This is a genomic window from Spirillospora sp. NBC_01491 (genome assembly GCF_036227065.1).
GTDB lineage: Bacteria > Actinomycetota > Actinomycetes > Streptosporangiales > Streptosporangiaceae > Spirillospora > Spirillospora xylanilytica.
In genome coordinates this window covers 2,115,337-2,141,937 of sequence record NZ_CP109432.1, presented here as the reverse complement: position 1 = coordinate 2,141,937, position 26,601 = coordinate 2,115,337, and the positions used below count along the sequence as shown (strand labels likewise).

Below are 26,601 nucleotides of genomic sequence, written 5' to 3'. Positions count from 1 at the left end.
CCGGAATTGGCAAGGGTGATGAGACGTGAGTCTCAACGGCCCGCCGCCCGCACCGCCCCGCTCCGGCTAGCCGCCCGGCCCCGGACGGTCCGGACGGTCCGGGTGATCCAGCAGGTCCGGGCGGTCCGGGCGCTCCGGACGGTCGACCAGGTGGGCGTTGGGCTCGCGGGCCCGCCGCGCCAGCACGGGCAGCTCGACGACCTCGAGGCCCGCCGCCAGCAGCCGTTCGGCGCCCGTCCCCTCGACGAACAGCGACGGCTCGCGCCAGGCGAACACCACTCGCGCCGCGCCCGCCGCGATGATCAGCTCGGCGCAGCCGCGCGGGCGCGACCCGCGCCGGTCGCACGGCTCGAGCGAGCTGTAGACGGTGGCGCCGGGCACCCGCTCGGGCGCCTTGGCCAGGGCGGACTCCTCGGCGTGGTCGCGTGGGTCGCGCTCCCGGGAGAACCCGCGCGCGATCTCGCGGCCGTCCGGGCCGACGATCACCGCGCCGACCGAGAACGCCGTCTTCGACGGCGGGCACAGCCGCGCGAGGTCGCATGCCAGGTCCAGCCAGCCCAGGTCATCCACGCGCGCCGCCGGCCAGGTAGCGCAGCAGCACCAGGTCGCCGATCCGGGTCGCCTCGTCCAGCCGCATCGGCCGCTCCGGGCTCTGCGGGAACACCCCCGGGCCGACGAAGCGCGGCGCCGACGGGTCGCCGATGAAGAACGGCGCCACGACCAGGTGCAGCTCGTCGACCAGGCCGGCGGTCAGGAACCGGGTGTGCATGCCGCCGCCGCCCTCGACCATCAGCCGCCGGACGCCCCGCGCGGACAGGTCGGCGAGCACGGCGGGCAGGCTCACCGGGTCGCCCGCGTCGACCACCTCGGCCCGGTCGCCCAGCCGGGCCGCCAGCCCCGCCGCGGTGCCGGGGAGGGTGTAGACGAGCTTGCGTGCCTCGCCCGTGGTGAAGAACCTCGCCTCGGGATCGAGGTCGCCGCTCCAGGTCAGCGTCACCTTCGCCGGGTCGCCGGGCTGCCCGCGCGCGATCCGCCGCTCGCGCCGCGCCGGCGAGCGCAGCAGCAGCCTCGGGTCGTCGGCGCGCACGGTGCCCGCCCCGACGAGGATCGCGTCGCACGCCGCGCGCACCCCGTCCACCCGGTCGAAGTCGGCGGGACTGGACAGCCGCAGCCGCTCGGGGGTCGCGTCGTCGATGTAGCCGTCCACCGACATCGCGCAGCTCAGCAGCACATAGGGACGCTCGCTCACGCCGCCACTTTAGGGGCATCGGCACGGCGCCGTCCCGCCCGTCCGGGCACCGGGTCGCGGACCGGCTCCGGCGGGCGTCCGCGGCGGGTTCGAGAGATCCTTTGTGGCGACTCGGCGTTTCTGCGCCGGATGTGTCGGAGGGGGTCCCTAGGGTGGCTTCCGTCATGCGAATCCTGCACACCTCCGACTGGCATCTCGGCCGCTCCTTCCACCGCGAGGACCTCCTGTCGGCCCAGGCCGGCTTCGTCGACCACCTGGTCGAGACCGTCCAAGCCGAGCGGGTCGACTGCGTGCTGATCTCCGGCGACGTCTACGACCGGGCGCTGCCCGCCGTCGACGCCGTCCGGCTCTGCAACGCCGCGCTCGAGCGCCTCGCCGCGCACACCCGGGTGGTGCTGATCGCGGGCAACCACGACTCGGCGCACCGGCTCGGTTTCGGTTCGGCGCTGATGGACGAGGCGGGCGTGCACCTGCGCACCGACCTGGCGCGGGTGGGCGAGCCGGTCCTGGTCGGCGACGCCGCGATCTACGGCGTCCCCTACCTGGAGCCCGAGCTGGTCCGGCACGACTGGGAGCTGCCCGAGCGCAGCCACGCGGCCGTCCTGGCCGAGGCGATGCGCCGCGTCCGCGCCGACGCCGCCGAGCGCGGCCCGGGCACCCGGTCGGTGGTGCTGGCCCATGCGTTCGTCACCGGGGGAGAGGCCAGCGACAGCGAGCGCGACATCTCCGTCGGCGGCGCCTCGAACGTCCCGGCCGGGGTGTTCGACGGGATCGACTACGCGGCCCTCGGGCACCTGCACGGGCGGCAGCGGATGACCGAGCGGATCCGCTACTCCGGCTCGCCGATCGCCTACTCCTTCTCCGAGGAGCACCACACCAAGGGGTCGTGGCTGATCGACCTGCGCGAGGGCGGGATCGGCGCCGAGTTCGTCGAGGCGCCGGTGCCGCGCCGCCTGGCCCGCGTCGCGGGGCGGCTGGACGACCTGCTCACGAGCGCCGAGCACGACCGCCACGAGGACCACTGGTTGCAGATCACGCTCACCGATCCGGACCGTCCGGCCGCGGCGATGGAACGGCTCCGCCGCCGCTTCCCGCACGCCCTGGTGCTCGGCTTCCGGCCCGAGAACGAGCGGGCCGCGAGCGCCCGCACCTGGTCCGAGCGGGTCACCGGACGGCCCGAGATCGACATCGCCGGCGACTTCGTCGCCGAGGTGACCGGCGGCCCGGCGTCCCCGGCCGAGCGCGACCTGCTGCGCGAGGCGTTCCAGAGCTGCCGGCACAAGGAGGCCATGGCGTGAGCGACCTGACGGAGGGCGCCGCGTGAGGCTGCACCGCCTGGAGATCACCGCGTTCGGCCCGTTCTCCGGCACCGAGGAGATCGACTTCGACGCGCTCTCCGACGCCGGGCTGTTCCTCATCCAGGGCCGCACCGGCGCGGGCAAGACCAGCGTGCTCGACGCCGTGTGCTTCGCGCTCTACGGCCAGGTCCCCGGCGCCCGCAACGCGGTCAAGGGGCTGCGCAGCGACCACGCGCCGGACGGGCTCGGCCCGCGCGTGGTGCTGGAGACCACCATCCGGGGCCGCCGCCTGCGGGTGTCCCGCTCGCCCGCCTGGGACCGGCCCAAGCTGCGCGGGTCCGGCGTCACCACCGAGAAGGCCAGGGTCGTCCTCGAGGAGCGCGAGCCGGGCGGCTGGGTCGGGCTGTCCACCCGGCTGGACGAGGCGGGCGACCTGATCTCCCGGCTGCTCGGCATGAACCCCACCCAGTTCTGCCAGGTCGCGCTGCTGCCGCAGGGCGAGTTCGCCGGGTTCCTGCGGGCCGGCGCCGACGAGCGGCGCAAGGTGCTGGAGCGGCTGTTCGCCACCGAGGTCTTCACCCAGGTCGAGAAGTGGCTCGCCGACCGCCGCGCCGCCACCCGCCGCGAGGCCGCCGAGCTGAGCGGGGCCGCGGCGTCCATCGCCGAGGCGATCGCCGAGACCACCGGCGCCCGCCCGCCGCACGGTCGGCGCCTCGTCCCCGAGCCGCGGCAGGGCGAGCCGCTCCTCGAACCGGTCGAGACGCTCCCCGCCTGGGCGACCGAGCTCGCGGCCGGGCACGACGCCGTCCGCGCCATCGTCGAGGACCTGCGGGCCGAGGTCGCCGCCACGTTGACCGCCGCCCGGTCCGCCGCCCAGCGCGGCGCCGACCTCGCCGAACGGCAGCGCAGGCACGCCGGGGCGCTCGCGCGCCGGGCCATGCTCCGCGAGCACGCCGAAGAGCGGTCCGACCTCACGTCCCGGCTCGACACCGCGGCCCGCGCCGACCGGGCCGCCTCGCCGGTCCGCCACGCGGCCGAGCGGGCGGGCCGGGCCGCCGAGACGCGCCGCCGCGCCGACTATGCCCGCGCGCAGGTCAACGCCCTGGTCACGCCGAACGCCGCGTGGGACGTCCTGGCCAAGTCCGAGAGCGCCCGCCGCGAGGAGGCCGCCGCCCTCGACGCCAGGCGCGGCGACGTCGCCCGGCTCCGGCAGATCGACGCCGACCGCGCGGTCAACGCCCGCCGCGTCGAGCGGGCCGCCCCCGAGGAGGCGCGGCTCACCGCCGCCGTCGCCGAGCTGCCCGCCCGGGTCGAGGCCCACCGCGCCGCGCTTGACGAGGCCAGGCTCGCGTCCGCCGGACGGCAGGGCGCCGAGGCCGCCGTGACCGAGATCGCCCACCGCCTCGACGCGGCCCGCCGCCGCGACCGCGTCGAAGGGCTGCTCGCCGCCGCCGATGAAGCGCGCAGCGCCGCCGTCGACGCGGCCCAGCGAGCCCGCGACCGCGTGCAGGACTTGCGGCAGGCCCGGCTCGACGGCATGGCCGCGGTCCTCGCGGCCGAGCTGGCCGACGGCGAGCCGTGCCGCGTCTGCGGGTCCCGCGAGCATCCCGCGCCCGGCGCGTCCCTCGCCGACGTCCCCACCGAGGAGGGGGTCGAACGCGCCCAGGCCGCGTACGAGCGGGCCCAGGCCGCGCGCGAGACCGCGGCGTCCGAGGTCGAGAGGCGCCGTGCCGAGCGCGACGCCCTGGTGGAGATCGCCCGCGACCTGACGCCCGCCGCGCTCGGCGACGAGCTCGCCGCGGCGAAGCAGGCCCTCGCCGCCGTCGACGCCAGGGCCGCCGAGGCGGTGGAGCTGGAAGGCGCCCTCCACCGCGCCCAGCGCGAGCTCGACGAGACCCGCGACCGGCGCGACCGGCTCGTCCGGGAGCTCGCCGGGCTCCGCGCCGGTGACGGCCCGCTGCTCGCCGAGCGCGACCGGCTCAGCGCCGAGCTCGACCGGGCCCGCGGCGACGACCCGACGCTGGAGGCCCGCGTCGACCGCCTCGTCGGCGAGGCCGCCGCGCTCGCGGACGCCGCCGACGCGCTCCGGCTGGCCGAGCGCGCCGCCGAGGAGCTCGCGGGCGCCCGCGACCGCGCGGCCAAGGCCGCCCGCGACGAGGGCTTCCGCTCTCCCGACGAGGTGCTCGCGGCCGAGCTGTCCGACGAGGACCAGGCCGTCCTGCGCGACCGGATCCGCCGCTTCGACGACGAGGAGGCCGCGATCCGCGACCTCCTCGCCGACCCGGCGCTGCGCGCCGCCGCCGCCGAACCCGCCCCCGACCTGCCGTCCCTCCAGGCCGCGCTCGACTCCGCCGAGTCGGCGCACACCGCCGCCGCCTCGGCCGCCGACCGCGCCCGGCAGCGCTGCGACCGCCTCGCCGACCACCGCGCGCGCCTGGCCGCCGCCGTGGCCGCGTGGCGTCCGGCCGCCGAACGGCACGAGGTCGCCGAGCGGATGGCGGGCCTGGCCTCCGGCAAGTCCACCGGCAACCGCCGCGACATGTCGCTGTCGGCCTACGTGCTGGCCGCCCGGCTCGAGCAGGTCGTGGCCGCCGCCAACGACCGCCTCGACCGGATGTCGGCCAAGCGCTACGCGCTCGTCCACACCACCGACAAGGCCGCCGGCGACCGCAGCAAGGGCGGCGGCGGACTCGGCCTGCGCGTCGCCGACGCCTGGACCGGCCTCGACCGCGACCCGGTCACGCTGTCCGGCGGCGAGTCGTTCATCACCTCGCTGGCCCTGGCCCTCGGCCTCGCCGACGTCGTCACCGCCGAGGCGGGCGGCACCGAGATCAACACCCTGTTCGTGGACGAGGGCTTCGGCACCCTCGACGAGGAGACCCTCGACGAGGTCATGGACGTCCTGGACGCCCTCCGCGACGGCGGTCGCGCCGTCGGCATCGTCAGCCACGTCGCCGAGCTGCGCGCCCGCATCCCGGCCCAGCTCCGGATCACCAAGCAGCGCGCGGGCTCGACCGCCACGGTCGCCGTCTGACCGGCGGCCCGCCCGCCCTCTACGGCTTGCGGCCGACGCCCGCCAGGAGCCAGCCGGACGCGGGCTCGTGCGGGCGGTCGGGGCGCCATTCGGGGGCGTTCACCAGGCCGGGTTCGAGGAGCTCGAAGCCGTCGAAGTAGCCGGCGATGCGTGCGGGGGGCCGCAGCGAGACCGCGACCCCGTTCGCCCGGACCAGCTCGGCGGCGGTGTCGCGCTCCGCGGGAGTGATCACCGCATCGGTCAGGTCGCACACGACCAGGTGCCCGCCGGGCGCCATCGCGTCGCGGAACGCGCGGACGGTGGCCTCCGGGTCGTCCGCGTCGGTGATCAGGTCGAGCACGGCCGTCATCAGGACGGCGACGGGCCGGCCGAAGTCGATGAGGGCGGTGACCTCGGGGTGGGCGAGGATCTCGTGGGGCCGCCGCGCGTCGGCGCGCACGGCGGTGGCCCGCGGCACCGCGTGCAGCAGCGCCTGGTAGTGCACGACGGCGACGGGGTCGTGGTCGACGTAGACGACGTCGGCGTCCGCGGCGACCTGGTGCACGTTGCCCTTGCCGGGCAGGCCGCAGCCGATGTCGAGGAACTGGGTGATGCCGGCGTCCACCAGGTGCCGGACGGCGCGGCGCATGAACTTGCGGTTCTCGCGGGGCAGCAGCCGGGCGGCGGGGAACGTCTGGAACGCGCGGATGGCCGCCTCGCGGTCGGGCCCGTAGTTGTCCTTGCCGCCCAGGGAGAAGTCGTAGATCCGGGAGGCGGCGGGACTGCCGAAACCGAGATCCGGCGCATCGCGTTCTGTCATGGTCGTCCCCTCGACTGGGAGCGGGAGGTGGGTCGAGGAAGACCTACATTAGTGGATCGTTGATCACAGAGTGCCGATCCGGGGTGAGCCGTCCGCGATCGTCGGCATCCGCCGCGGCGCCCGCGGACGGCGGCGCCCGCGGGCACCGCGGGCCGTGAGGACGGGCGGCTACAGGTAGAGGCCGGTGCCGTGCTCGGGGCGCTCGCTGGCGATGGCGTGCAGGTCGCGCTCGCGCATGACGAGATAGTTCTCGCCCTGGATCTCGACCTCGTACTGCTCCTCGGGGTGGAACAGCACCCGGTCGCCGACCTTGACCGTGCGCGCGTGGTGGCCGACGCCGCAGACCTCGCCCCAGACGAGGCGGTTGGACTCCTCGACGGTCGCGGGGATGACGATCCCGCCGGTGCTGCGCCGCTCGCCACCGTCCTTGTCGGCCTTGATCATGACCCGGTCGTGCAGCATCTGGACTTCGAACTTGGCCTCGGACACGCTGGGAGTTTATCCACCTTCGCGGGGCAGGGCGGACCACGCGTCCGCGATGATCTCCGGAAGGCCGGACCGCTCCGGCCGCCAGCCGAGGTCGCGGCGGATCGCGCGGGCGTCGCAGACCAGCAGCGGCGGTTCGGGCCGCGGCGGCCTGCGGACGACCGGGACCGCGCGTCCGGTGGCCAGTTCGACCGCGGCCACGACCTCGGCCACGGAGGCGCCCCGGCCGGTGCCGACGTTGTAGACCCGCTCCTCGCCGGGCCGCACCGCCGTGCTCTCCAGGGCGCGGACGTGCGCGGCGGCGAGGTCGTCGACGTGCAGGTACTCGCGGACCGCCGTGCCGTCCCCGTTGACCTCCAGGTGCGGGGCGCGGCCGGCGGCGACGGCGAGGGCCTTCGGGATGAGCCGGGTGAGGTCGGGGTCGGGACGGCCGTCGACCGAGCCCGCGACGTTGAAGGCGCGCAGCACGACGGCCCCGATCGCGCCGGTGCCGGCGTGGAAGCGGACGGCCTGCTCGGCGGCGAGCTTGGACGCGCCGTACGGGCTGGTGGGCGCGGCCGTCTCGGTCTCGGGGATCGGCTGCCGCGCGGGCGCGCCGTACACCGCGGCGGTCGACCCGTACACCAGGCGGGTCCCGGTGGGGAGGGACTCCAGGAGGTTGACCGTTCCCTGCACGTTGGCGGTGAAGAACCGCAGCGGCTCGGCGAACGACTCGCGGACCCGGGTCAGCGCGGCCAGGTGGCACACCGCGTCATAGGGGCCGCCGAGGACGGCACCGAGCCCGGCCGCGTCGAGCAGGTCGCCGATGACCGGCCGCACCCCCGGCGGCAGGGGCCGCCCGGCGTCGCGGACCAGGCCGCTCGTCTCGTGCCCGGCGGCGGCCAGGCGCCGCGCGACCGCATATCCGACATAGCCCGCCGCACCCGTGACCAGGATCTTCATCAGGCCAGCATCTCCTGGTCAGGGCAGCGAGGCAACGCGCGCGTACACGCCGGGGTAGCCGGGCCGGGCGCAGCCGTACGCCCAGGAGGTGAGCGCGACGAGGCGGCCGTTCGCCAGCAGCGGCCCGCCGCTGTCGAACTGGCAGGTGTCGGCCTTGGGGGATCCGGCGCACAGCATGTCGCCGGCGTCGAACGACCCGCCGTACGCGCGGGCGCAGGCGGCGCTGCCGGGCAGGGGGACGTCCGCGGCGCGCAGCCGGGTGTTGAACAGGTCGCTCTCGGAGGTGGTGCCCCAGCCGAGGACCCGGCCGGTGCTCGCGCCGCCGGGGGCGCCGAGCGCGACGGGTGCCCGTCCGACCTCGCGGTCCAGGGTCAGCACGGCGAGGTCGTGGTGCCCGACGGTCTCGTCCTTGAAGCGCGTCTCGCGGTACCCGGGATGGATCCGCACCGACCGGACCCGGGCCGTCTCGCCGTCCCTCCCGCCGAGGTCGGCGCGGCCGAAGGTGGCCGACAGCAGGCCGGGCAGGTCGCGGAACATCGTCACGCAGTGCGCGGCGGTGAGGACCCGGTCGCGGGCGATTAGCGCGCCGCCGCAGAACTGGCCGGCGGGCCGGACGAAGAACAGCGGGGACCCGATGGCCGCCAGCCAGGGGGCGGGGGCCGCGGGGCCGCCGCCGATGACGGCGGCGGCGGAGGAGGAGGCGGGGGCGAACACGGATCCGAGGGCGAGGGCGAGAGCGCCGAGGAGGGCCGGTGCGGCGGCCCGGCGGGAGGGGAGGGCCATGACGGCAATGTAATCGCGGATCGCCGGCGGGTCAGCCGATGGAGCGGACGCGTCCGCCCGCCGCCGCGCGCCGGGCGCCCTCGCGGTCCGCGGCGGGCGGCTCGTACCTCGGGAAGGCGGCCAGCGCGGCCAGCGCCAGGACGAAGCCGCCCACCCGCAGCAGGAACGGCACCGGGTCGGACGGCCAGTGCTCGCCGAACAGCACGGTGCTGCTGAGCACCAGGTAGGTGCGTCCGATCACGGTGAGCACGGTCGCGACGATCGCGACCCGGCAGCGCTGGAGCGCGATCTGGAGCTGGATCAGGGCGAGCCCGGCCAGCCCGAGGGTGAGGTAGGGGTAGGGCGAGACCAGCACCGCGCCGATGCTGCCGGTGTCGTGGTAGACGATCGAGATGCCCCGGATGCCCGCCTCGCCGAGCCCGGCGCACGCCCCGGCGCCGATCCCGTAGGCGACGCCCGCGAGCTTGCGGGCGTGCCGGCCGCCGGCCCGGCGGTCGCCGACCAGCCAGACCAGGCCCGCGATGACCAGCGCCGGGACGATCACCGCGAGCATCCGCCAGGGCGCGACCAGCGTGTCGGTCAGGCGCGCGTCGGCGTGCAGCCGGTGCTCGGACCCGGCGGACAGGCCGATCAGCACGGTCGCGCCGACGAACAGCGCGACGCTGGCCCACTCCCGGGCGTTCAGCCGCTCGCCGAGGAACCCCACCGCGTAGGCCACCAGGAAGACCAGGCTGACCGCGAAGACGGGCTGCGCGACGGCCAGCGGCATCGCGCTGAACGCCACCACCTGGTAGCCGAGACCGAGGAAGAGGATCAGCCCGCCGCCGAGCCAGAGCGGGCTGGTGAGCATCTGCCCCACCGCCTGGAACGGGCGGCTCCCGCGCAGCGGCGGCATCCTGGCGGCGGCGAGCCGGAAGACCAGGAACGCGATGTAGTACGCGGTGGTCGAGAGCAGCGCGAGGGCGGCGTGGCCCAGTTCGTGACCCATCGGGAGGACCTCTCGGCGGAGCGGTGATGTCACGTGGTCGGATCGCCCCCGAACCGACGATCTGCCACCCTGCCCTGTCCGGCGCTCCGTGACAAGGCCGTAACGCGTGGGCCCTCCGTCCGGAATCCGCGCCGTCGCCGCGCGTGCCGTCGCCGCGCCCCGCCGGCCGCCCGCGCCCCGCCGTCCGCCCGCGCTCAGTCGTACCGGCGGCCCGCCCGCGAGGACACCTTCGCGATCAGCTCCGGCGGCACCAGCCGGGAGAGCGCGACGATCGCCTTGTACTGGGGGCTCGGCACGCTGACCAGCCGCCCGCGCCGCAGGTCGCGCAGCGCCGCGTCGACGACCCGGTCCCGGTCCAGCCACATGAAGTCCGGGACGCCGGACATGTCCATGTGGGCCCGCTGATGGAACTCGGTGTGCACGAACCCCGGGCACAGCGCCATGACCCGCACGTTCCGCGCGCCCGCGCGTCCGGCGATGTCGGCGGCCACCCCCTGGGTGAAGCTCACCACCCACGCCTTGGACGCGCCGTAGGTGCCGCGCGAGGCGAACGCCGCCACCGACGACACGTTGACGACCCCGCCCCGGCCCCGCTCGAGCATCCCGGGCAGCGCGGCGTGGGTGAGCCGGAGCACCGCCTCACAGTGCACCCGCAGCATCGTGGTCTCGGCGCTGACCGGCACGTCGAGGAACAGCCCGTTGTTGCCGAACCCGGCGTTGTTGACCAGCAGGTCGACGCCCTTGCGGACGCGCTCCTCGGCGGCGGTCAGCCCGTCCGCGGTGTCGAGGTCGGCGACCAGGACCTCGGCACGGACGCCGTAGGCGTCGCGCAGTTCGGACGCCGTCCGCTCCAGGCGGGCGCCGTCGCGGGCCAGCAGGACCAGGTCGAACCCGTCGGAGGCGAGCCGGCGGGCGAAGGCGGCGCCGATCCCCGCGGTCGCGCCGGTGATGAGAGCAGTGGGCATGGGGTCGAGCCTACGTGTGCGGCGGGAGCCGGCGGGCGCGGAAGTGGCGCGGGTCGGGACGGCGGGTCGCGCGGCGGTAGGCGAAGGTGAAGCCCGGCCAGTTGTTGACCACCGTGCCGTCGGCGGTCATGTACCAGCTCTCGCAGCCGGCGTCCCAGACCGTGGAGCGCAGCCGTTCGCGCATCTCGCGGGTGAAGGCGTCCTGGACGTCCGGCCGGACGTCGATCCAGGCGAGGCCGGCCCGCCGCATGGCCTCCACGCAGCCGGTCACGTAGCGGAACTGCGATTCCAGCATGTAGATGATCGAGTTGTGGCCGAGGTTGGTGTACGGCCCGTACAGCAGGAACAGGTTGGGGAACCCGCTCACGGTGATGCCGAGATGCGCCTGCGCGCCGTCCCGCCACGCCTCGTTCAGCTCGCGCCCGTCCAGCCCGGTGATCTTCATCGGGGCGAGGAACTCGGTGGCACGGAACCCGGTGGCGTAGATGATCACGTCCACCGGGTGCGTCCCGGACCGGGTCTCGATCCCCGCCGGGGTGATCCGGGTGATCGGGCTCGTGACTAGCTCGACGTCCGGCCGCGACAGTGCCGGGTAGAAGTCGTTGGAGATCAGGATGCGCTTGCAGCCCATCGGGTAGCCGGGGACCAGGGCCTCGCGCAGCCGCGGGTCGGCGACCTGCCCGTCCAGGCTGCGGCGGAACCTGCGCTCCAGCGCCCTCATCAGGACCGGGTACTTCACGAACCCGAGCGCGCGCAACTCGTAGGCCGCGTAGGTCTTGGCGCGGCTCAGCGCGTGCAGGCCCGGGACGGCCCGCAGCGCCGCCCGCTCCCAGCGCCGGTACGGCCGGTCCGGCTTGTCGATCACGTACGGCGCGGACCGCTGGAACAGCCGCACCGACGCCGCCTCCGCCGCGATCTCCGGGACGACCTGGACCGCGCTCGCCCCGGTGCCGACCACCGCGACCCGCTTGCCGCGCAGGTCCGCCCCGTGGTCCCAGCGGGCGGTGTGGAAGCTCGGCCCGGCGAAGTCCCCGCGACCCTCGATGGCGGGCAGCTCGGGACGGTTGAGCTGCCCGCACGCCGAGATGAGAACGGGCGCCTCCAGCTCGCCGCCGGTGGTCGAGACCCGCCAGAGCCCGCGCTCCTGGTCGAACCGCGCCTCGGTCACCTCGGTGCCGAACCGGATCAGCGGCAGGACGCCGTGCTCGCGCGCGCAGTGCCGTAGGTAGTCGAGGATCTCGGGCTGCGGCGGGAACCGGCGGGTCCAGTCGGTCTTGGGCTCGAACGAGAAGGAGTACAGGTGCGAAGGGACGTCGCAGGCGGCGCCGGGGTAGGTGTTGTCGCGCCAGGTGCCGCCGAGGTCGTCGGCCTTCTCCAGGACGACCAGGTCGCGCACGCCGGCCCGCTTGAGCCGGATCGCCATGCCGATCCCGCCGAACCCGCTCCCGATGATCACTGCGTCGTGCCTCATCGCCATCCCGGATCCCGTTCTGTAGCGGTTCCTCCGAGGGTAAGTGACCCGGAGGTCACTGAACAGCCCGCCGGCCCGGGGACGACTCTGTCGGCGGTCTCTGCCAGGATCCCCCAATCGGGACCGTCCGTCCGGCGGCCCCCCACCGGATCTGGAGGAACGCCCGATGGACACCGCGGCCCGCCTGCTGCGCCTGATGACCGGACCCCCTTTCGAGGACCCGGACCCGCACGCCGCCTGGACCGAAATGGAGCGGATCTCCGACGAGGAGCTGGGCACGCTGGTGCCCGTCGCGTACCGGGTGGGCGCGAAGAGCGAGCTCCCGCATGCGGTGGGCGTCCGGTTCGCGGTGGAGGCGGCGTTCGCCGAACGGCAGGCACGCTTCACGCCCGAGGCGTGCCGGGCGATGTTCGACGCGCTGGTCGCCGGGTTGACCGAGCGTAAGTGGGCCGACCTCGCGCGGGGCAGCGCGGCCGTGGTGCGCTGTACCGGCCCGCTGCCCGACGTCGCGGACGCCGCGCGCACCCTCGTCCACTTCATGCTCGACAACGACCGCGTCGACAAGATGTACGCGCTCTTCGCAGCGGCGGGCCTCGCCGACGTCGACGCCGGGGACGGGGACGGTGCGGTGGGCGAGACGCTGCGCGCGGTCGTCGAACGGGCCGGGCGGGGCGCCGGGCCCATCGCCCTCGACCAGTTCGACGTCATCGCGGGCCTCGACCCCTTCGGGCAGGCGCTGCTGTCGGAGGCCGAGTCCGCCGGGTCCTACGGGACGCCCCCGGTGCTGCCCGGCCTGTGGTCCCGGATCGCCGACCTGCCCGCCTACTCCGCGTTCGCCCGGCGGGCCCTCGAGGCCGCCGCCGAACGGGCCCGCGCCATCCAGGCCGGCGAGATCACCTACCGGGCGGACAAGGCGTTCGACACCGCCGAGGTCGGCGCCCTCGGGCACGCCGCCCGCCTCGCCCTGTGCCGCGACGAGCCGTGGCTCCCCGGGCTGCTCGACCGCCTCCTGCACGACATCGCGGTGGCCCCGACCGCCGCGAAGTCGCTGCCGTCCCAGGCGCTGCTGTACGAGATCGTCCGCGCCGGGGAGGAGTTCCCGACCCCCGAGCTGGTCACGTCCCTGCGCACCGTCCGGACGGTGGTGCGGCACGCCGGGGTGCCCAAGCGGCTCGACAAGATGCTCAAGCGGGTCGAGGCGGCCCTCGCCGAACGGGCCGAGGTCGCGCTGCGGCTGCCGGGTCTCGGCTTCGGGCCCGGCGGCGAGCTGCGCCGGGCCGCCGGGGAGTACGAGGGCGTCGTCACCGCCGCGGACGACGTGCGGCTGACCTGGTGGAAGGACGGCGCGCCGCTGCGCTCGGTCCCGGCCGCCGTCCGCCGCGACCACGGACCCCTGGTCGCCGAGCTGCGCGAGCTGGTGAAGCGGGTCCGGGTCCAGCTCGCCACGCTCGCCCGCGCCCTGGAAGGCGGCTTCTCGGCGGACGGCGTCCACCCGTACGCGCGGTGGCGCGACGAGCTGGCCGGGCACCCGATCGCGGGGACGGTCATCGGGCGGCTGATCTGGGAGGTCGAGACCGCGCCCGGTGTCTGGTCCGCCGTCCTCCCCGCGGCGGGCGGCCTCCCGGACGCGGCCGATGACGCGCCGGTCCGGCTGTGGCACCCGATCCGCGCCACCCCGGAGCAGGTGGGCGAGTGGCGCGACCTGATCGTCGAACGCCGGATCAGGCAGCCGTTCAAGCAGGCGTTCCGCGAGATCTACCCGCTCACCCCGGCCGAGCAGGAGACCCGCCACCATTCCAACCGGTTCGCCGCGCACCTCGTCCGCTACCGGACGATGGCCGCGCTGTTCAGGGCGCGCGGCTGGAAGAGCGGGTTCCTCGGCCCCTGGGACGGCGGCGGCGAGGACGAGGCCGAGCGCGCCCTCGGCGCGGGGGAATGGCTGGTCCGCTTCCGGCACGGGCTCGCCGACCACACCGTGGAGGACCGGCTCGCGTCCACCGACCGGGTCCGCTTCGCCCGCCGCGCGGACGGCGCCTGGCGGGACGCGCCGCTCGCCGACGTCCCGCCGCTGGTGTTCAGCGAGGCGATGCGCGACGTCGACCTGTTCGTCGGCGTCACCTCGATCGCGGCCGACCCCGACTGGGACGGCTCCGGCACCGCCCGCGCCTACTGGGAGCGGGCCGCGTTCGGCGAGCTGACCGAGAGCGCCGAGGTCCGCCGGGACGCGCTGTCCCGGCTGCTCCCCGGCACCAGGATCGCCGACCGGTGCGAGCTGGACGGCCGGTTCCTGGTCGTCCGCGGCGACCTGCGCACCTACAAGATCCATCTCGGCTCGGGCAACATCCTGATGCGGCCGGACGACTCCTACCTGTGCATCGTCCCCGCGAGCGGCGGGGCCGGCGGCGCGGTGTTCCTCCCGTTCGAGGAGGACCGGCTCACCGTGATCCTCAGCAAGGCGTTCCTGCTGGCCGCGGACACGAAGATCACCGACCGGTCGATTCTCGCGCAGCTCCACCGGAGCGCCTGACCGCACCCGCGAACCCCGCGCACACGGTGCGCCGCCCGCGCCTCATGGCCGTCCCGCCCGCGCCTCATGGCCGTCCCGCCCGCGCCTCATGGCCGTCCCGCGCACGGTGGCGCCGTCCCGCGCACGGTGGCGCCGTCCGCGGGCGGTCAGCCGTCCGCGGGCGGCGGGGCGCCCGGGTGCACGGGGGCGTCCGTGGGCGGACGGCCGAGCAGGCCGAGCTCGTGGGCGCGCAGGCCCGCCTGGAAGCGGGAGGCCGCGTCCAGCAGGGTCAGGATCTCGGCGACCCGGCGCCGGTAGGTGCGCAGCGACAGGCCGAGCCTGCGCGCCGCCGCCTCGTCCTTGAACCCGCCGCCGAGCAGCCGCAGGATCTCGCGGCTCTCGCCGCTCAGCGCGGGCGGCCGGTGCCGGCGGTACTCGGCGAGGTCGGTCGCGGCCTCCCAGGTCGCCCAGTAGAGCGACCGGACGCTGTCGACGACGCCCTTGGACCGGACCACGGTGAACTCGCGGACCCCCGCCACCTGCGGTCCGGCCAGGATCGCGACCCGCCGGTCGACGATGATCGTCTCGTGCGGCAGCGCGGTGCCGCAGATGCGGACCCGGGCGCCGTGCCGGGAGAGCTCCAGCAGGTGCCGCTCGGACTCCTCGTCGGCGAGCGCGGCCGGGGTGTACAGCTTGAAGGCGGCCGGGCCGGGGCCCCGCAGCCGTTCGGCGATCAGCCGCTCGCGGACGCCGGGCAGCTCCCACGTCCGCAGGTCGGTGGCCGCGCAGGCGAACTCCTCGCGGGCGTCGAACAGCCGCCCGGCGCGTTCGGCGAGCTCCCGCTCGCCGCGCAGGATCACGTTGCGGTCCAGGTCGAGGGTCATCACGCCCAGTCTGCGGTGGGCCGGGGACCAGGTCAAACCTGGCAGCATGCTGCCACCGGTTCGGCCCGCCGGAGGGTCCCGCAGCACAGTGGACGGCATGACAACGAAGATCGACGCCGCCGAGCGCGGCCACTGGAACCTGGGCGGCGACCTGCGGATCTCCCGGATGGGCTTCGGCGCCATGCGGCTGCCCGCACGGGACCTCACCGGCCCCCCCAACGACCGCGGCACCGTGCTCGGCGTGCTGCGCCGGGCGGTGGAGCTCGGCGTGGACCACATCGACACCGCCGCGTTCTACTCCCGCGACGCGCTCGCGGCCAACGAGCTGATCAAGGAGGCGCTGCACCCCTACCCGGACGGCCTGGTGGTCGCCACCAAGGTCGGCCCCGGCAAGCGTCCGGGCGACCCGGTCCCCTCCTACGAGATGGGGCCCGGCGAGTTGCGCGCCGAGGTCGAGCGGAACCTGCGCGAGCTCGGCCTGGACCGGCTCGACCTGGTCTACCTGCGCGTCGGCTCCATGCTCGGGCCCGATGACGGCTCGCTCGGGGAGCGGTTCGAGGTGCTGGCCGGGCTCCGCGACGAGGGGCTGATCCGGCATCTCGGGGTCAGCAACGTCTCCCTCGCGCAGCTCGCCGAGGCGCAGGCGATCGCGCCGGTCGCCGCCGTCCAGAACCGCTTCGACGTGACGCTGCCGCAGGACGCCGGGCTGCTCGCGGCCTGCGAGAAGGACGGCATCGCCTACGCGCCGTACTTCCCGCTGGGCGGGTTCGGGATCCCGGGCGACGCGCGGGTCAAGGAGATCGCCGTCCGGCATGGCGCGACGGTCCCGCAGGTGCTGCTGGCCGGGCTGCTCGCGCTGTCGCCGGTCATGCTGGCCATCCCCGGCACCTCGTCCCCCGCCCACCTGGAGGAGAACCTCGGCGCCGCCGCGCTGCGCCTGACGGCGGAGGATCTCGCCGGGCTGGCGCGCTGAGCACCGCCGGGACGCCCTAGCCTGAACGCCGGAACGCGGACAGACCGGTGAGCGGGGGGACGATGACGGCGACGCGGTTGCTGGTGCTGGGCGGGATCCGCCATTTCGGGGGGCGCGCCCACGGTTACGACATCCGCCGCGAGCTGATGTCGTGGGGTTCCAGCGAGTGGGCCAACGTCAACCCCGGCTCGATCTACCACGCGCTCAAGCAGCTCGCCAAGGAGGGCCTGCTGGACGCGCAGGAGGTCACCGGCCACGGGGCGGGGCCGCCGCGCACCGATTACGTGATCACCGCGGCGGGCGAGGCCGAGTTCCTGCGGCTGCTCCGGGAGGCGATCACCACGGTCGACGTGCGGCACCCCGAGGTGCTGTCGGCGAGCCTGGGGTTCCTCACCGAGCTGCCGCGGGACGAGGCGATCGCGCTGTTCCAGCGGCGGCTCACCGGGCTGGCGGAGTGGCGCTCGTCGGTCGCCCCGCACCTCGACGAGACCGGCGACCACCTGAACGAGCTGCTCGGCTGGTGGGTCCATTCCGCCGACACCGCCACCGAGTGGACCCTGGGCCTGATCGAGCGGCTCCGGAACGGCGCCTACGTCATGGCCGGAGAGCGCCCCCGGGTCGCCCAGGGGGACGCCCAGGAGCCGAGCGGCCCGTCCTAGGACGGGCCCGGCGCTCCGGCCGGCCGCAGAGCCCCAGAACCCCGGCGGTCCCGGGCCGGGGCGGCGGTCCCGGTGGGGTCGTCAGGCGAGGACGGCGAGTTCGGCGCGCAGGGCACTGTCCAGGGAGTGGTCCGGTGGCAGGCGGCTGACCGTGGCGTCCACGAAGTCGGCGGGGGACAGGTCCGCCGCCAGGCCGTCCAGCCGGACGAGGAAGCCGCCGTGGATCTCCTCCACATGGAGGGGGGAGTCCCGCTCGTCCAGCGCGAAGATCGCGATCCGCGCCCGCCGGTCGGTGCGCGCCGGTTCCTCGCCCGCCGTGACCGGTACGCCTATGTCGTCGCCGTGCGTGGCGAACTCCGAGGCGTAGTGGAGGGTCTGGAGCCCGGCCGGATAGGGCCCGGCCATCGTGGTCAGCGACCCGTCCGGGCCCAGCTCCCGCATGCGGCGGCGGGTGTCGCCGTTCTCGCGGCGCCACTCCGCCAGCACGTCGGCGACCGGCAGGTCCCGCCGGGTCCGGACGCACCACTCGTTGAAGTCCGCCAGATCGTGGACGCCCTCCTTCTCCATCAGCGCGTACAGCCCGTCGAGGTCATCGTCCAGGCAGGCGTGGTTGTAGAGCTCCTCGCCGGCCAGGTGGGCGAGGACGTCCCGCACCGACCAGCCGTCGCAGCGGGACGGGCGGTCCCAGCCCGCCCCGGTGAGCCCGGAGAAGAAGGCGTCGAGGCGGGCGGCCTCGGCGTCGAAGAGGTCGAAGGGGTCCAGCCCCCGCAGGACGTCAGTGCTCATACCGGTATGCCTGCCCCGTTCTGGCCGGCCGTGAACAGGATGCTCCTATGGATGTCAAGCGGCGAGTTCAAGGTCGTCTGATGTGGTGATGATCTGGTAGAGCTCGCGGGCGATGTATCGCTTGAGGCAGCGGATGATGTCCTTTTTGGACAGGCCTTCCTTGGTGCGTCGTTCCATGTAGGCGTGGGTGGCCGGGTCCCAGCGCAGGCGGCAGAGCACGACGCGGTAGAGGGCGGCGTTGGCCTGGCGGTCGCCGCCGCGGTTGAGGCGGTGGCGGGTGGTGCGGCCGGAGGAGGCGGGGATGGGGGCGGCGCCGCAGAGCATGGCGAACGCGGCTTCTGAGCGCAGCCGGTCGTGGTTTTGGCCGACGGTGACCAGTAGCTGTCCGGCGACGTCGGTGCCGACACCGTTGGCGGCGACCAGGTCGGGGTTGATCGCGGTCACCAGCGGCTCCAGCAGCTGGTCCAGGTCGGCGATCTCGGCCGCCAGTTGCTGGTGGCGGCGGGCCAGCGAGCGTAGCGCGATCTTGGCGGCGGTGGCCGGGGACGCGGCGTCGGCGCGGTCGGGGCGCAGGGCCGCGCAGGTGGTGATCAGCGTCTTGACGGGCAGGCCGCGCAGTCGTTCACGCAGCTCGTCGGGGGCGGTGATGATCAGGGCCTTGATCTGCCGCTGGGCGTCGGCGCGCTGGTCGACCGCCGAGCGGCGGGCCACCCGCAGGTTCCGCAGCGCCTCGATCTGGCCGTCGCGCTGCTTGGGGGTGCCGGTCCGCTCACCGGCCAGGGCGGCCTTGGCGGCCGCGATCGCGTCGATCGGGTCGGACTTGCCCTGGAAGCGGCGGGCCTTGCGGTCGGGACGGTCGACCTCGATCACCTCGACGTGGCTGTCGCGCAGCAGCCGGGCCAGCCCGGCCCCGTAGGCGCCGGTGCCCTCGACCCCGACCCGCACCAGCTGGCCGAAGCCGCGCATCCAGGCCAGCAGCGCGGTGTATCCGGCGGGGTCGGCGGGGAACTGCCGGGTGCCCAGCACCCGCCCGACCTGGTCGATCACGGCAGCGGTGTGGGTGTCGGCGTGGGTGTCGACTCCACCGGCGACCTCGAAGACCTGCTGTTGGGGTGTAATGGAGGGCATCGTCGTCCTGTCGCTTGACCGGGGGCAGGGCGGCACGCACCAGCCGGGCAGCGGACAAGACAGAGATGGGGCCTCTGGCCAGGCTCCTATGAAGTCACCCCGCCACGTCCGGTGAGTGCACATGAGCACCTCCCGACCAGGGGCGACAAATCCGGTTGAGGACCCGAAGTCAGTCAGGCGCTGGGTCAGACCCCGGGCGGGAGGTGCTCACCTACATCATCTCTGTCAGGTGTCGACGAAGGTCTGGGGGACGATCACCCGCAGGGCGTTGCCGCGCAGCCGGATCGACACCGGGGTCCGGCCCCGCACCTCCCCGTCGACGTCGACCGCGAGCGGGGGATCGGTCTCGATCTCCACCGCGCCGGTGGTGAGGAAGGCTTCCTCGCTGAGCGAGCGCCACTGCCCGGTCAGCACGTGCCGGGCGGTGGCCGACGCCAGCCGGAGCCGGCGCCGGTCGCCCAGCCGGTAGATCGCCAGGAGCCGGTCGTCCGGGCTGGCGTCGCGGGCGATGCGCTGCCCGCTGTGGTGCGCGCCGTTGGCGATGTTGAGCTGGTGGGTGTCCATCTCGTGCGTCCGGTCGCCGATCCGGATGGTGGCGTGGAAGGCCCGGTGCCCGGGGAGCAGCCGGGCGGCGGTCAACGCGTAGGCCGAGCGGCCGAGGAACCGCTTGAGCCCGTGCGGGACGTGCTCGGCGACCTCCACCGACAGGCCGAGACTCACCATGTTGGCGAAGATGTGCCGGTTCTCGCCCGCGGGGGCGCCGGGGGCGCCGGGGGCGGCGGTGCTCTCGAACCAGCCGACGTCGACGTCGGCGACCTTGCCCTCGCGCAGCGTGCGGACGGCGCCCGCGAGGTCCTGCGGCAGCTCCAGGCTCCGCGCGAAGTTGTTGGTGGTGCCGAGCGGCAGTACGCCGAGCGCCACGTCGCGGTGGGCGAGGTTGGCGACCGCCTCGGCGATCGTGCCGTCTCCGCCGCCGACCACGACCAGGTCGGGCTCCAGCTCCAGGACCTCGGTGAACAGGGCGCGCAGCCGGGACGGGTCGGTCACCGGGACGACCCGGTCGAAGTCGACGCCGGCCTCGCGCAGCAGCCTGCGCGCCGTCCCGTAGAGGCGGCGGCCACGCCGCGAGCGGGCGTTGACCACCAGGACCGAGCGGCCGCCCTCGCGGATCGCCGCCTGCAACTCGGGCTTGCTGCGCATCTCGATCGGACCCCCCTCCGTGGCGTCACCCTACCGGGCGGTCCGGGCCGGACCCCGGCCGGATTTTTATCGACGCATTACCCGGGGTTGAAACATCGTCGAAAGTGGGGACATTCCAGTTAGCACACCGGGAATGCACAGGGCGAATGGCGGCGGGCATGGCCGGACTCGGATTCATCGCAGGAATCGCGGGGCTGATGGCGGCCATCGCCCCCGGCGGCCCGGCTCCGGGCCGTCCCTCCCCGAAGGACCGGGCGCCGGACGGCCCCGGCGCGGCCGGGCCGGGGGCCGGGCCCGCGGCCACGGCCGAGCCCGCGCCGCCGCCGGTCCGGGCCGACGACGGGGCCGAGGTCGTCGGTGAGCGGTACCAGGGGTCCCGCCTGCTCGACCTGGCGGTCCGCTCGCCCGCCCTCGACGCGGTGGGCCACGTCCGGCTGCTCCTGCCCCCGGGCTGGTCGCGCCGCGCCGCCCGCACCTGGCCGGTGCTGTGGCTGCTGCACGGCGGCGGCGCCGGCCGGGCGGGCCACACGGCGTGGACGCAGCACACCGACGTGGCGGGGCTCACCGCCGGGCGCGGGGTCCTCGTCGTCATGCCGGACGGCGGGCCGCGCGGCCATTACACCGATTGGTGGAATCGCGGCGAGGGCGGCCCGCCGAAGTGGGAGACCTTCCACCTGACCGAGGTCCGGCAGATCCTCGAGCGCGGCTACGCCGCGGGCCCCGAGCGCTCCGTGGCGGGCCACGGGATGGGCGGCACCGGCGCGCTCGCCTACGCGGCCCGGCACCGCGGCCTGTTCCAGGCGGCGGCCTCGTTCAGCGGCACCCCGCACCTCCTGCGCCGCGACCCGTCCCGGCTCGACGCGGCCGACCTGGTGGAGCTCGGCGCCGCGGTCGACGACCCCGGCGGCGACTGGACCGACGTGTGGGGCGACCCGGACGACCAGCGGGCGGTCTGGCGCCGGCACAACCCCTACGACCTCGCCGACCGGCTCGCGGGCGTCCGCCTCTACGTCGGCTCGGGCGACGGCTGGCCCGGACCGCACGACCAGCCCGGCTCCCGCACCGGCGTCCGCACCGAACCCGACGTCCTGGAGGCCCTCGCCCACCGGCTCTCGGTCGAGTTCGCCGGCAAACTGGACAAGCTCGGCATCCCCGTCTCCGCGCACTTCTACCAGGGCACCCACACCTGGCCGTACTGGGAGCGCGAGCTGCGCGAGGCGCTGCCGGTCCTGCTCGGCGAGACCGCCTGACCGGGTGCCGCGCCCACGGCGCTAGGGTCGGCGGAATGGGGACGAATCATGATATTCGCGGTCCGCGGACGGACGCCGAGGTGCCCGGATTCTGGCGCGGGCTGGGGCTGCCCGGCCTGATCGACGTGCACGTCCACTTCATGCCGCCGCGGCTGATGGACGCGGTGTGGGAGTACTTCGAGGAGCCCGGACCGCTGATCGGCCATGCGTGGCCGATCCACTACCGGCTCCCCGAGGACGAGCGGCTCGCGCGGCTCCGCGCCCTCGGCGTCCGCGCGTTCACCTCGCTCGCCTACCCGCACCGTCCGGGCATGGCCGAGTCGCTGAACGAGTGGACCGCCGGGTTCGCCGCCCGGGTGCCCGAGTCCGTCCCCACCGGCACGTTCTTCCCCGAGCCGGGCGTCGACGGGTATGTGCGCCGGGCGCTGGACGGCGGGACGCGGATCTTCAAGGTGCACCTCCAGGTCGGCGGTTTCGACCCGCGCGACCCGCTGCTGGACCCGGTGTGGGGGACGCTCGCCGAGGCCGGCGTCCCGGCGCTCGTCCACGCGGGCTCGGGGCCGGTGGCGAACGGCTTCACCGGGCCCGGGCCGTTCGGCGAGGTGCTGGCCCGCCACCCGGGCCTCACCGCGATCGTCGCGCATCTCGGCGCGCCGGAGTTCGAGGGGTTCCTCGCGCTGGCGGACCGGCACGAGGGCGTCCACCTCGACACCACGATGGCGTTCACCCGCTTCGCCGGAGGGCTCGGCGAGTTCCCGCCCGCCCTGCTGCCCCGGCTGCGCGACCTCGGCCTGGAGGGCCGGATCCTGCTGGGCACCGACTTCCCCAACATCCCGTACGCGTACGCCCACCAGCTCGAGGTGCTCGCTGAGCTGGACTTCGGCGACGACTGGCTGCGCACGGTCTGCTGGGAGGCCGCCGCGAAGCTCATGGACCTCCAGCCCGGCTGAGGCCGGGGCCGGGGCCGGGGCGGGTGGCGGACGCGGGTGCGGCCGGGTGCGGGCGGCCCGTCAGTGGTCGCAGGGGGCGGAGCCGATGTGCTCGTGCGGCTCGCCGGGGTCGGCGATGTGGCGCGGGCCGTGCGCGTCCTCGCAGTGGTCGTGCCCCGAGGCCGCCGCCCCGCCGTCACCGGTGTGATCGACTTCGAGGGTGGTGTGCGTGATCCCGTACGAGGAGCGCAGCAGCTCCTGGAGATCGCGCCGGACGGCGTGGCAGTCGCCCTTCGGCTCCACCAGCACGTGCGCCGACAGCGCCGGGTAGCCGGAGCTGACCTCCCACACGTGCAGGTCGTGGACCTCCCGGACGCACGGCCGCTCGGCCAGCCGCCCGCCCAGCTCGGACGGGTCGATGCCGGACGGCGCGGCCTCCATCAGCACCCGGCCGGCGTCGCGGAGCAGCCCGTACCCCGCCTTCAGCATCAGCGCGGCCACCACCAGCGAGGCGATCGCGTCGGCGCGGGCGAACCCGGTCGTCCACACCACGAGCCCGGCGATGGTGGTGGAGATGAACGCGTACAGGTCGTTGAGGATGTGCTGGAACGCGCCCTCGACGTTGAGGCTGCTCCGGTTGGCCTTGCTGATCAGGTAGGTGGCCGCCAGGTTGACCGCGATGCCGGCCAGCGAGGTCCAGAACACCAGCTGCCCGTTGACGTCCGGCGGGTCCAGCAGCCGGTGCACGCCCTCGTACACGAAGTAGGCGGTGAGCAGGATCAGGGTGAGCCCGTTGAGCTGCGCCGAGAGGATCTCCGCGCGGCGCAGCCCGTAGGTGTAGCCGCCCTTGGGCGGGCGCGCCGCGATGCGCATCGCGATCAGCGCCAGCACGATCGCGAACGCGTCGGTCATCATGTGCGCGGCGTCGGAGATCAGCGCCAGCGACTGGGCGACCACACCGATGATCACCTCGCCGGTCATGTAGACGAGGATCAGCGTCAGCGCGCCGCTCAGGTACCGCCGGTCGGCGCCCGCCGAGAGCCCATGCCCATGGCCGTGGCCGTGCCCGCCGCTGTGCCCGCCGCTGTGCCCGCCACCGCCGTGGGCGTCGCCTCGGTCGGGGGCGGCGGGCCGGTTGCCCGGAGGGCCGTCCTCGGCGGAGCTGGGATGGTCCCGGTTCATACGCCCTCCTCCTGGTGGCCGACGTGCGCGAGGGCGAGGTCGAGCAGCATCCGCACGTGCGAGTCGTCCAGCCGGTAGTAGGCCATCCGCCCCGCCCGGCGGACCCGCACGACCCGGTTGGCGCGCAGCAGGCGCAGCGCGTGCGAGACCGCCGACTCCGAATGCCCGCAGGACGCCGCGATGTCGCACACGCACATCTCGCCCCCCTCCAGCAGCGCCGTGATCACCCGCAGCCGGCCCGGGTCGGACAGCAGCCCGAACACCTCCGCCAGCTCGGCGACCGTCTCGCCGTCGGGCATGGCGGCGGTCACGATGGCCACCTTCTCAGGATCGACCACGCGGACCACGCACGCCTCGGCGGGGGTGACATCTGAAGTGCTGCTCATATGAGCAAATGTAGCCCATGGGGATCAGATCGGCCAGGTGGGGGCCGGATCCCGCTGGATCCGCCCCAGCGACCTGGGCGGAGGGCCCGACGCCGGCGCCGCGGGCCGGGGCTCCGCCGCCCCGGGCGGATCCGCGGGACCGCTCGGCTTCGTCGACGGGCGGACGGGCGGCGGGGTGCCCTCGCTCGGCGGCGGCGTGCTCTCTCCGGACCCCTCCGGCGGGCCGGACGTTCCGGGCACGCCGGTGTCGCCCGTCCCGTCGGAGGGCGCCCCTGGGCTCGGGGGGCCGCCCGAGTCGTCCGGCAGCGGGGTGCCCGTACCAGGAGAGCCCGATTCGCCGCCGCCCGAGCGGCCCGGGGTCGGCGAACCGTCCGGCGGGACGACCTCGTCCGGCGGCGGCACGGTGACCGGCCCGTCGGACTCGCCGGACGTCGCGCGCGGACGCGCGAATCCCATGGTCGCCCGCGGGTCGACCAGAACGAACGAGGAGATCGGCCCCTTCCGTCCGGACGGCGGCGTGATCTCGGTGACCGTGCGTTCGCCGAAGCCGTTCCAGGAGGATCCGGTGTATCGGGCGTTTCCGGGGGAGATATTCTGTTTCGGTCGGGTCAGTGGATTGCCACAATTGCACTTTACCGTGGGAATTCCATGCTCATTGATCAATACCCCCGTCCCGGCCTGGAGGACGGCCGGCCCGCCGGTCGCCCGGCCGTCCCGGAACCCGTGGTTGGTCACCAGCGTGTCGGTCCGCAGCAGCACCGGCGTCAGCCGCGACACGAACCCCCCGATGCCGGCGGGCGCGATGCCGTGCGCGCCCGCCCACGCGGCGGCCTTGTCCGGATGGGTCCGCAGGAACCTCACCAGCCTGCGCGGATCGCAGCTCGCCACGTGCCGGGTGCCCCCGTACAGGCCAGGGGAGTCGCCCTCGCGCGTCCCGCCCGCCTGCTTGCGCCGGGCGATCCGGCGCTGGTCGGTGCCGGTCTGCGGGGTGTACGGATCGGGGCCCGGGGTGCCCACGATCAGCCGGGTGATCGTCGCGCCCGCGTCCCCGCAGCCCGCCAGCGCGCCCGCGCCCACCAGCGCCGCGAACGCCACCGGGAGAACTCTGATTCCGGCAATTCGGGAATTGATCTCTATCATGCCTCGTCTTCCGTTCAGGGCCGACCGTACCTGTACCCTTCGATGTCACGAGGGCAGGTTCTGTGCGCGGCCGGACCAGGTTATTTTCGGTGGCGGGGAATCGCCCGATAATTCCGCGGTAACGGGAGGGTGAATGGCCGGCCCGGCACCGCTGATCGGCACCGACCCGAGGCGGCTCGGCCGCTACGAGCTCCTCGGCCGGCTCGGCAGCGGCGGCCAGAGCGTGGTCTACCTCGGCCGCCCGCTCGGCCGCGAGGACGACCACGTCGCGATCAAGCTCCTGCGCGCCCGGCTGCTCGGCGACGACCGGGCCCGCTCCCGGTTCGTCCGCGAGCTCGCCCTCCTCCAGCGCGTCGCCGGGTTCTGCACCGCGCAGATGCGCGAGGCCGACATGGACGGCGACCGGCCCTACATCGTCAGCGAGTTCGTGCCCGGCCCGTCCCTGCGCCACCTCGTCCGCGACCGGGGCCCGCGCACCGGCGCCGACCTCGACCGGCTCGCCATCGGCGCGGCGACCGCGCTCACCGCGATCCACCGCGCGGGCGTGGTGCACCGCGACTTCAAGCCGCACAACGTGCTGATGGGCCCGGACGGCCCGCGCGTGATCGACTTCGGTGTCGCGCGGGCCCTGGACGCCGGCACCACCCTCACCGGCGAGGTGGTCGGCACCCCCGCCTATATGGCGCCCGAGCAGTTCACGGGCGGCGCCGCGGGCCCGCCCGCCGACCTGTTCGCCTGGGCCGCCACGCTGCTGTTCGCCGCCACCGCCCGCGACCCGTTCGCCGGCGGCCCGCTGCCCGCGGTGATGTACCGGATCATGTACGAGACCCCTGACCTCGGCCCGCTCCCACCCCGCCTCGCCGAGGTCGCCGCCGCCTGCCTGACCAAGGACCCGCGGTCCCGGCCCACCTCGGGCGAAGCCCTCATGTGGCTCCTCGACGGTCCCCGCACCACCCCGCCCACCCCGACACCGCCCACCCCGACACCGGTCACCCCCGCACTACGCCCGCCCGTGACCGCCCCGGCCTCTTTCGTGCCGGGTTCGTCCGCGCCGGGCTCGTTCGTGCCGATCTTGTCCGCACGGGACGCGTCCGGTTCGGGCCTGCCCGCGCCGGGGGTGTTCGCGCCTCAGGTGGAGGTGCCGCAGCAGGGTGTGGTGCGGGCGTCCACGCCGGTGCGGCGGCGGGCGCTGGGCCGGGGAGCGGGCGTCAGGGGAGGGCTCGTCCTGGCCGGGGGCCTGGCCGTGCTGGACGTCGCGGCCCTCGCGATCCTGATCGCCCGCCCGGAGCTGAGCCATGGCCCGCGCGGGGCGCTGCTGCTCGCCACCGGCGCCTCGTTCGTCCTGCCCGCCGTGGTCACGCTGGTGGCCGTGGTGCTGGCCTGGAAGGGGAGCCGCGCCGCGGCCTGGACGGTGCTCGGGACCCGCGCCCTGCGGGTCGCGCTGTGGAGCGGGTGGAGCCTGATCGTCACCGTCCAGACCTCGGCGCTGGCGCTGCACGCCGCGCTGTCCGCGCTGGTCGTGGCGCTGCTCGCCGAGGGCCTGCGGGCCCGCGCGCGCTGACG

At 75.0% G+C, this 26,601-nt stretch carries 24 protein-coding genes; 8 read left to right on the top strand and 16 right to left on the bottom strand.

All coding sequences use genetic code 11. The features are described from left to right. Positions 1 to 66: 66 nt before the first annotated feature. Together OHA34_RS10195 and OHA34_RS10190 are read right to left on the bottom strand one after the other, a co-directional pair. Positions 67 to 570, bottom strand: coding sequence for a deaminase (locus OHA34_RS10195; RefSeq protein ID WP_329521459.1), 504 nt, complete (start codon positions 568 to 570; stop codon positions 67 to 69). Next, the gene (locus OHA34_RS10190) at positions 563 to 1,249 is read right to left on the bottom strand and encodes a RibD family protein (protein WP_329521458.1); all 687 of its coding nucleotides are present in this window, start codon (positions 1,247 to 1,249) and stop codon (positions 563 to 565) included. Before OHA34_RS10190 ends, OHA34_RS10195 begins: the two co-directional genes overlap by 8 nt. A 164-nt stretch (positions 1,250 to 1,413) precedes the next feature. Between OHA34_RS10190 and OHA34_RS10185 the strand changes: the two genes are divergently transcribed. Then, positions 1,414 to 2,547: an exonuclease SbcCD subunit D gene (locus tag OHA34_RS10185; protein WP_329521457.1), complete on the top strand. Its 1,134-nt coding sequence runs from the start codon at positions 1,414 to 1,416 to the stop codon at positions 2,545 to 2,547. A 22-nt stretch (positions 2,548 to 2,569) separates the two neighbouring features. Beyond that, positions 2,570 to 5,581 carry an SMC family ATPase gene (locus tag OHA34_RS10180; RefSeq protein WP_329521456.1) on the top strand — a complete coding sequence of 1,004 codons (3,012 nt, stop codon included), beginning with the start codon at positions 2,570 to 2,572 and terminating at the stop codon, positions 5,579 to 5,581. Between the two features lie 19 nt (positions 5,582 to 5,600). Here OHA34_RS10180 and OHA34_RS10175 read toward each other — a convergent pair whose 3' ends face one another. The 7 genes from OHA34_RS10175 to OHA34_RS10145 all read right to left on the bottom strand — a co-directional run bounded on the left by OHA34_RS10175 (position 5,601) and on the right by OHA34_RS10145 (position 12,015). Then, complete coding sequence (locus tag OHA34_RS10175) at positions 5,601 to 6,380, bottom strand: SAM-dependent methyltransferase (protein WP_285940855.1); 780 nt, start codon at positions 6,378 to 6,380, stop codon at positions 5,601 to 5,603. A 168-nt stretch (positions 6,381 to 6,548) separates the two neighbouring features. Continuing rightward, the gene (locus OHA34_RS10170; protein WP_285940854.1) at positions 6,549 to 6,869 is read right to left on the bottom strand and encodes a GroES family chaperonin; all 321 of its coding nucleotides are present in this window, start codon (positions 6,867 to 6,869) and stop codon (positions 6,549 to 6,551) included. Between the two features lie 9 nt (positions 6,870 to 6,878). Next, positions 6,879 to 7,808 carry an NAD-dependent epimerase/dehydratase family protein gene (locus OHA34_RS10165; protein WP_285940853.1) on the bottom strand — a complete coding sequence of 310 codons (930 nt, stop codon included), beginning with the start codon at positions 7,806 to 7,808 and terminating at the stop codon, positions 6,879 to 6,881. Between the two features lie 18 nt (positions 7,809 to 7,826). Continuing rightward, positions 7,827 to 8,591, bottom strand: coding sequence for a serine protease (locus tag OHA34_RS10160; protein WP_329521455.1), 765 nt, complete (start codon positions 8,589 to 8,591; stop codon positions 7,827 to 7,829). A gap of 31 nt (positions 8,592 to 8,622) precedes the next feature. Next, complete coding sequence (locus OHA34_RS10155) at positions 8,623 to 9,579, bottom strand: DMT family transporter (RefSeq protein WP_285940851.1); 957 nt, start codon at positions 9,577 to 9,579, stop codon at positions 8,623 to 8,625. A 194-nt stretch (positions 9,580 to 9,773) separates the two neighbouring features. Then, complete coding sequence (locus OHA34_RS10150; protein WP_329521454.1) at positions 9,774 to 10,544, bottom strand: SDR family NAD(P)-dependent oxidoreductase; 771 nt, start codon at positions 10,542 to 10,544, stop codon at positions 9,774 to 9,776. A 10-nt stretch (positions 10,545 to 10,554) separates the two neighbouring features. After that, positions 10,555 to 12,015, bottom strand: a complete 1,461-nt coding sequence (locus tag OHA34_RS10145) for a flavin-containing monooxygenase (protein WP_329521453.1) — start codon at positions 12,013 to 12,015, stop codon at positions 10,555 to 10,557. 166 nt (positions 12,016 to 12,181) lie between these two features. On the opposite strand from OHA34_RS10145, the gene OHA34_RS10140 reads away from it, so the two are divergent. Next, positions 12,182 to 14,542 (top strand): DUF4132 domain-containing protein, encoded by a 2,361-nt coding sequence (locus tag OHA34_RS10140; protein ID WP_329521452.1) that lies wholly within the window; start codon positions 12,182 to 12,184, stop codon positions 14,540 to 14,542. A gap of 146 nt (positions 14,543 to 14,688) precedes the next feature. On the opposite strand, the gene OHA34_RS10135 is transcribed toward OHA34_RS10140, so the two are convergent. Then, complete coding sequence (locus OHA34_RS10135) at positions 14,689 to 15,405, bottom strand: helix-turn-helix transcriptional regulator (protein WP_329521451.1); 717 nt, start codon at positions 15,403 to 15,405, stop codon at positions 14,689 to 14,691. A 97-nt stretch (positions 15,406 to 15,502) separates the two neighbouring features. On the opposite strand from OHA34_RS10135, the gene OHA34_RS10130 reads away from it, so the two are divergent. Together OHA34_RS10130 and OHA34_RS10125 are read left to right on the top strand one after the other, a co-directional pair. Further along, a complete protein-coding gene (locus OHA34_RS10130) occupies positions 15,503 to 16,378 on the top strand; it encodes an aldo/keto reductase (protein ID WP_329521450.1) in 876 nt (291 codons plus the stop codon). A gap of 62 nt (positions 16,379 to 16,440) precedes the next feature. Continuing rightward, on the top strand, positions 16,441 to 17,037 hold the full coding sequence (locus OHA34_RS10125) for a PadR family transcriptional regulator (RefSeq protein WP_285940845.1): 597 nt from the start codon (positions 16,441 to 16,443) through the stop codon (positions 17,035 to 17,037). An 81-nt stretch (positions 17,038 to 17,118) separates the two neighbouring features. Here OHA34_RS10125 and OHA34_RS10120 read toward each other — a convergent pair whose 3' ends face one another. The 3 genes from OHA34_RS10120 to OHA34_RS10110 form a co-directional block, all read right to left on the bottom strand. Next, complete coding sequence (locus OHA34_RS10120) at positions 17,119 to 17,823, bottom strand: maleylpyruvate isomerase family mycothiol-dependent enzyme (RefSeq protein ID WP_329521449.1); 705 nt, start codon at positions 17,821 to 17,823, stop codon at positions 17,119 to 17,121. A 54-nt stretch (positions 17,824 to 17,877) separates the two neighbouring features. After that, complete coding sequence (locus tag OHA34_RS10115) at positions 17,878 to 18,951, bottom strand: IS110 family transposase (protein WP_329521448.1); 1,074 nt, start codon at positions 18,949 to 18,951, stop codon at positions 17,878 to 17,880. Between the two features lie 225 nt (positions 18,952 to 19,176). Continuing rightward, positions 19,177 to 20,151, bottom strand: a complete 975-nt coding sequence (locus OHA34_RS10110) for a diacylglycerol/lipid kinase family protein (protein WP_285940843.1) — start codon at positions 20,149 to 20,151, stop codon at positions 19,177 to 19,179. A 158-nt stretch (positions 20,152 to 20,309) separates the two neighbouring features. Here OHA34_RS10110 and OHA34_RS10105 point away from each other — a divergent pair, with 158 nt between their 5' ends. Then, a complete protein-coding gene (locus tag OHA34_RS10105; protein WP_285940842.1) occupies positions 20,310 to 21,401 on the top strand; it encodes an alpha/beta hydrolase in 1,092 nt (363 codons plus the stop codon). 35 nt (positions 21,402 to 21,436) lie between these two features. Beyond that, positions 21,437 to 22,351 carry an amidohydrolase family protein gene (locus OHA34_RS10100; protein ID WP_329521447.1) on the top strand — a complete coding sequence of 305 codons (915 nt, stop codon included), beginning with the start codon at positions 21,437 to 21,439 and terminating at the stop codon, positions 22,349 to 22,351. Between the two features lie 60 nt (positions 22,352 to 22,411). On the opposite strand, the gene OHA34_RS10095 is transcribed toward OHA34_RS10100, so the two are convergent. Genes OHA34_RS10095 through OHA34_RS10085 form a run of 3 tightly spaced genes read right to left on the bottom strand, consistent with a single transcriptional unit; the run spans position 22,412 to position 24,993 of the window. Next, positions 22,412 to 23,512, bottom strand: a complete 1,101-nt coding sequence (locus tag OHA34_RS10095; protein ID WP_329521446.1) for a cation diffusion facilitator family transporter — start codon at positions 23,510 to 23,512, stop codon at positions 22,412 to 22,414. Next, positions 23,509 to 23,898, bottom strand: a complete 390-nt coding sequence (locus OHA34_RS10090) for an ArsR/SmtB family transcription factor (protein ID WP_285940839.1) — start codon at positions 23,896 to 23,898, stop codon at positions 23,509 to 23,511. Before OHA34_RS10090 ends, OHA34_RS10095 begins: the two co-directional genes overlap by 4 nt. 24 nt (positions 23,899 to 23,922) lie before the next feature. Further along, on the bottom strand, positions 23,923 to 24,993 hold the full coding sequence (locus tag OHA34_RS10085; RefSeq protein ID WP_329521445.1) for a DUF6777 domain-containing protein: 1,071 nt from the start codon (positions 24,991 to 24,993) through the stop codon (positions 23,923 to 23,925). A 178-nt stretch (positions 24,994 to 25,171) separates the two neighbouring features. Here OHA34_RS10085 and OHA34_RS10080 point away from each other — a divergent pair, with 178 nt between their 5' ends. Further along, positions 25,172 to 26,599 (top strand): serine/threonine-protein kinase, encoded by a 1,428-nt coding sequence (locus tag OHA34_RS10080; RefSeq protein WP_329521444.1) that lies wholly within the window; start codon positions 25,172 to 25,174, stop codon positions 26,597 to 26,599. Positions 26,600 to 26,601 lie beyond the last annotated feature (2 nt).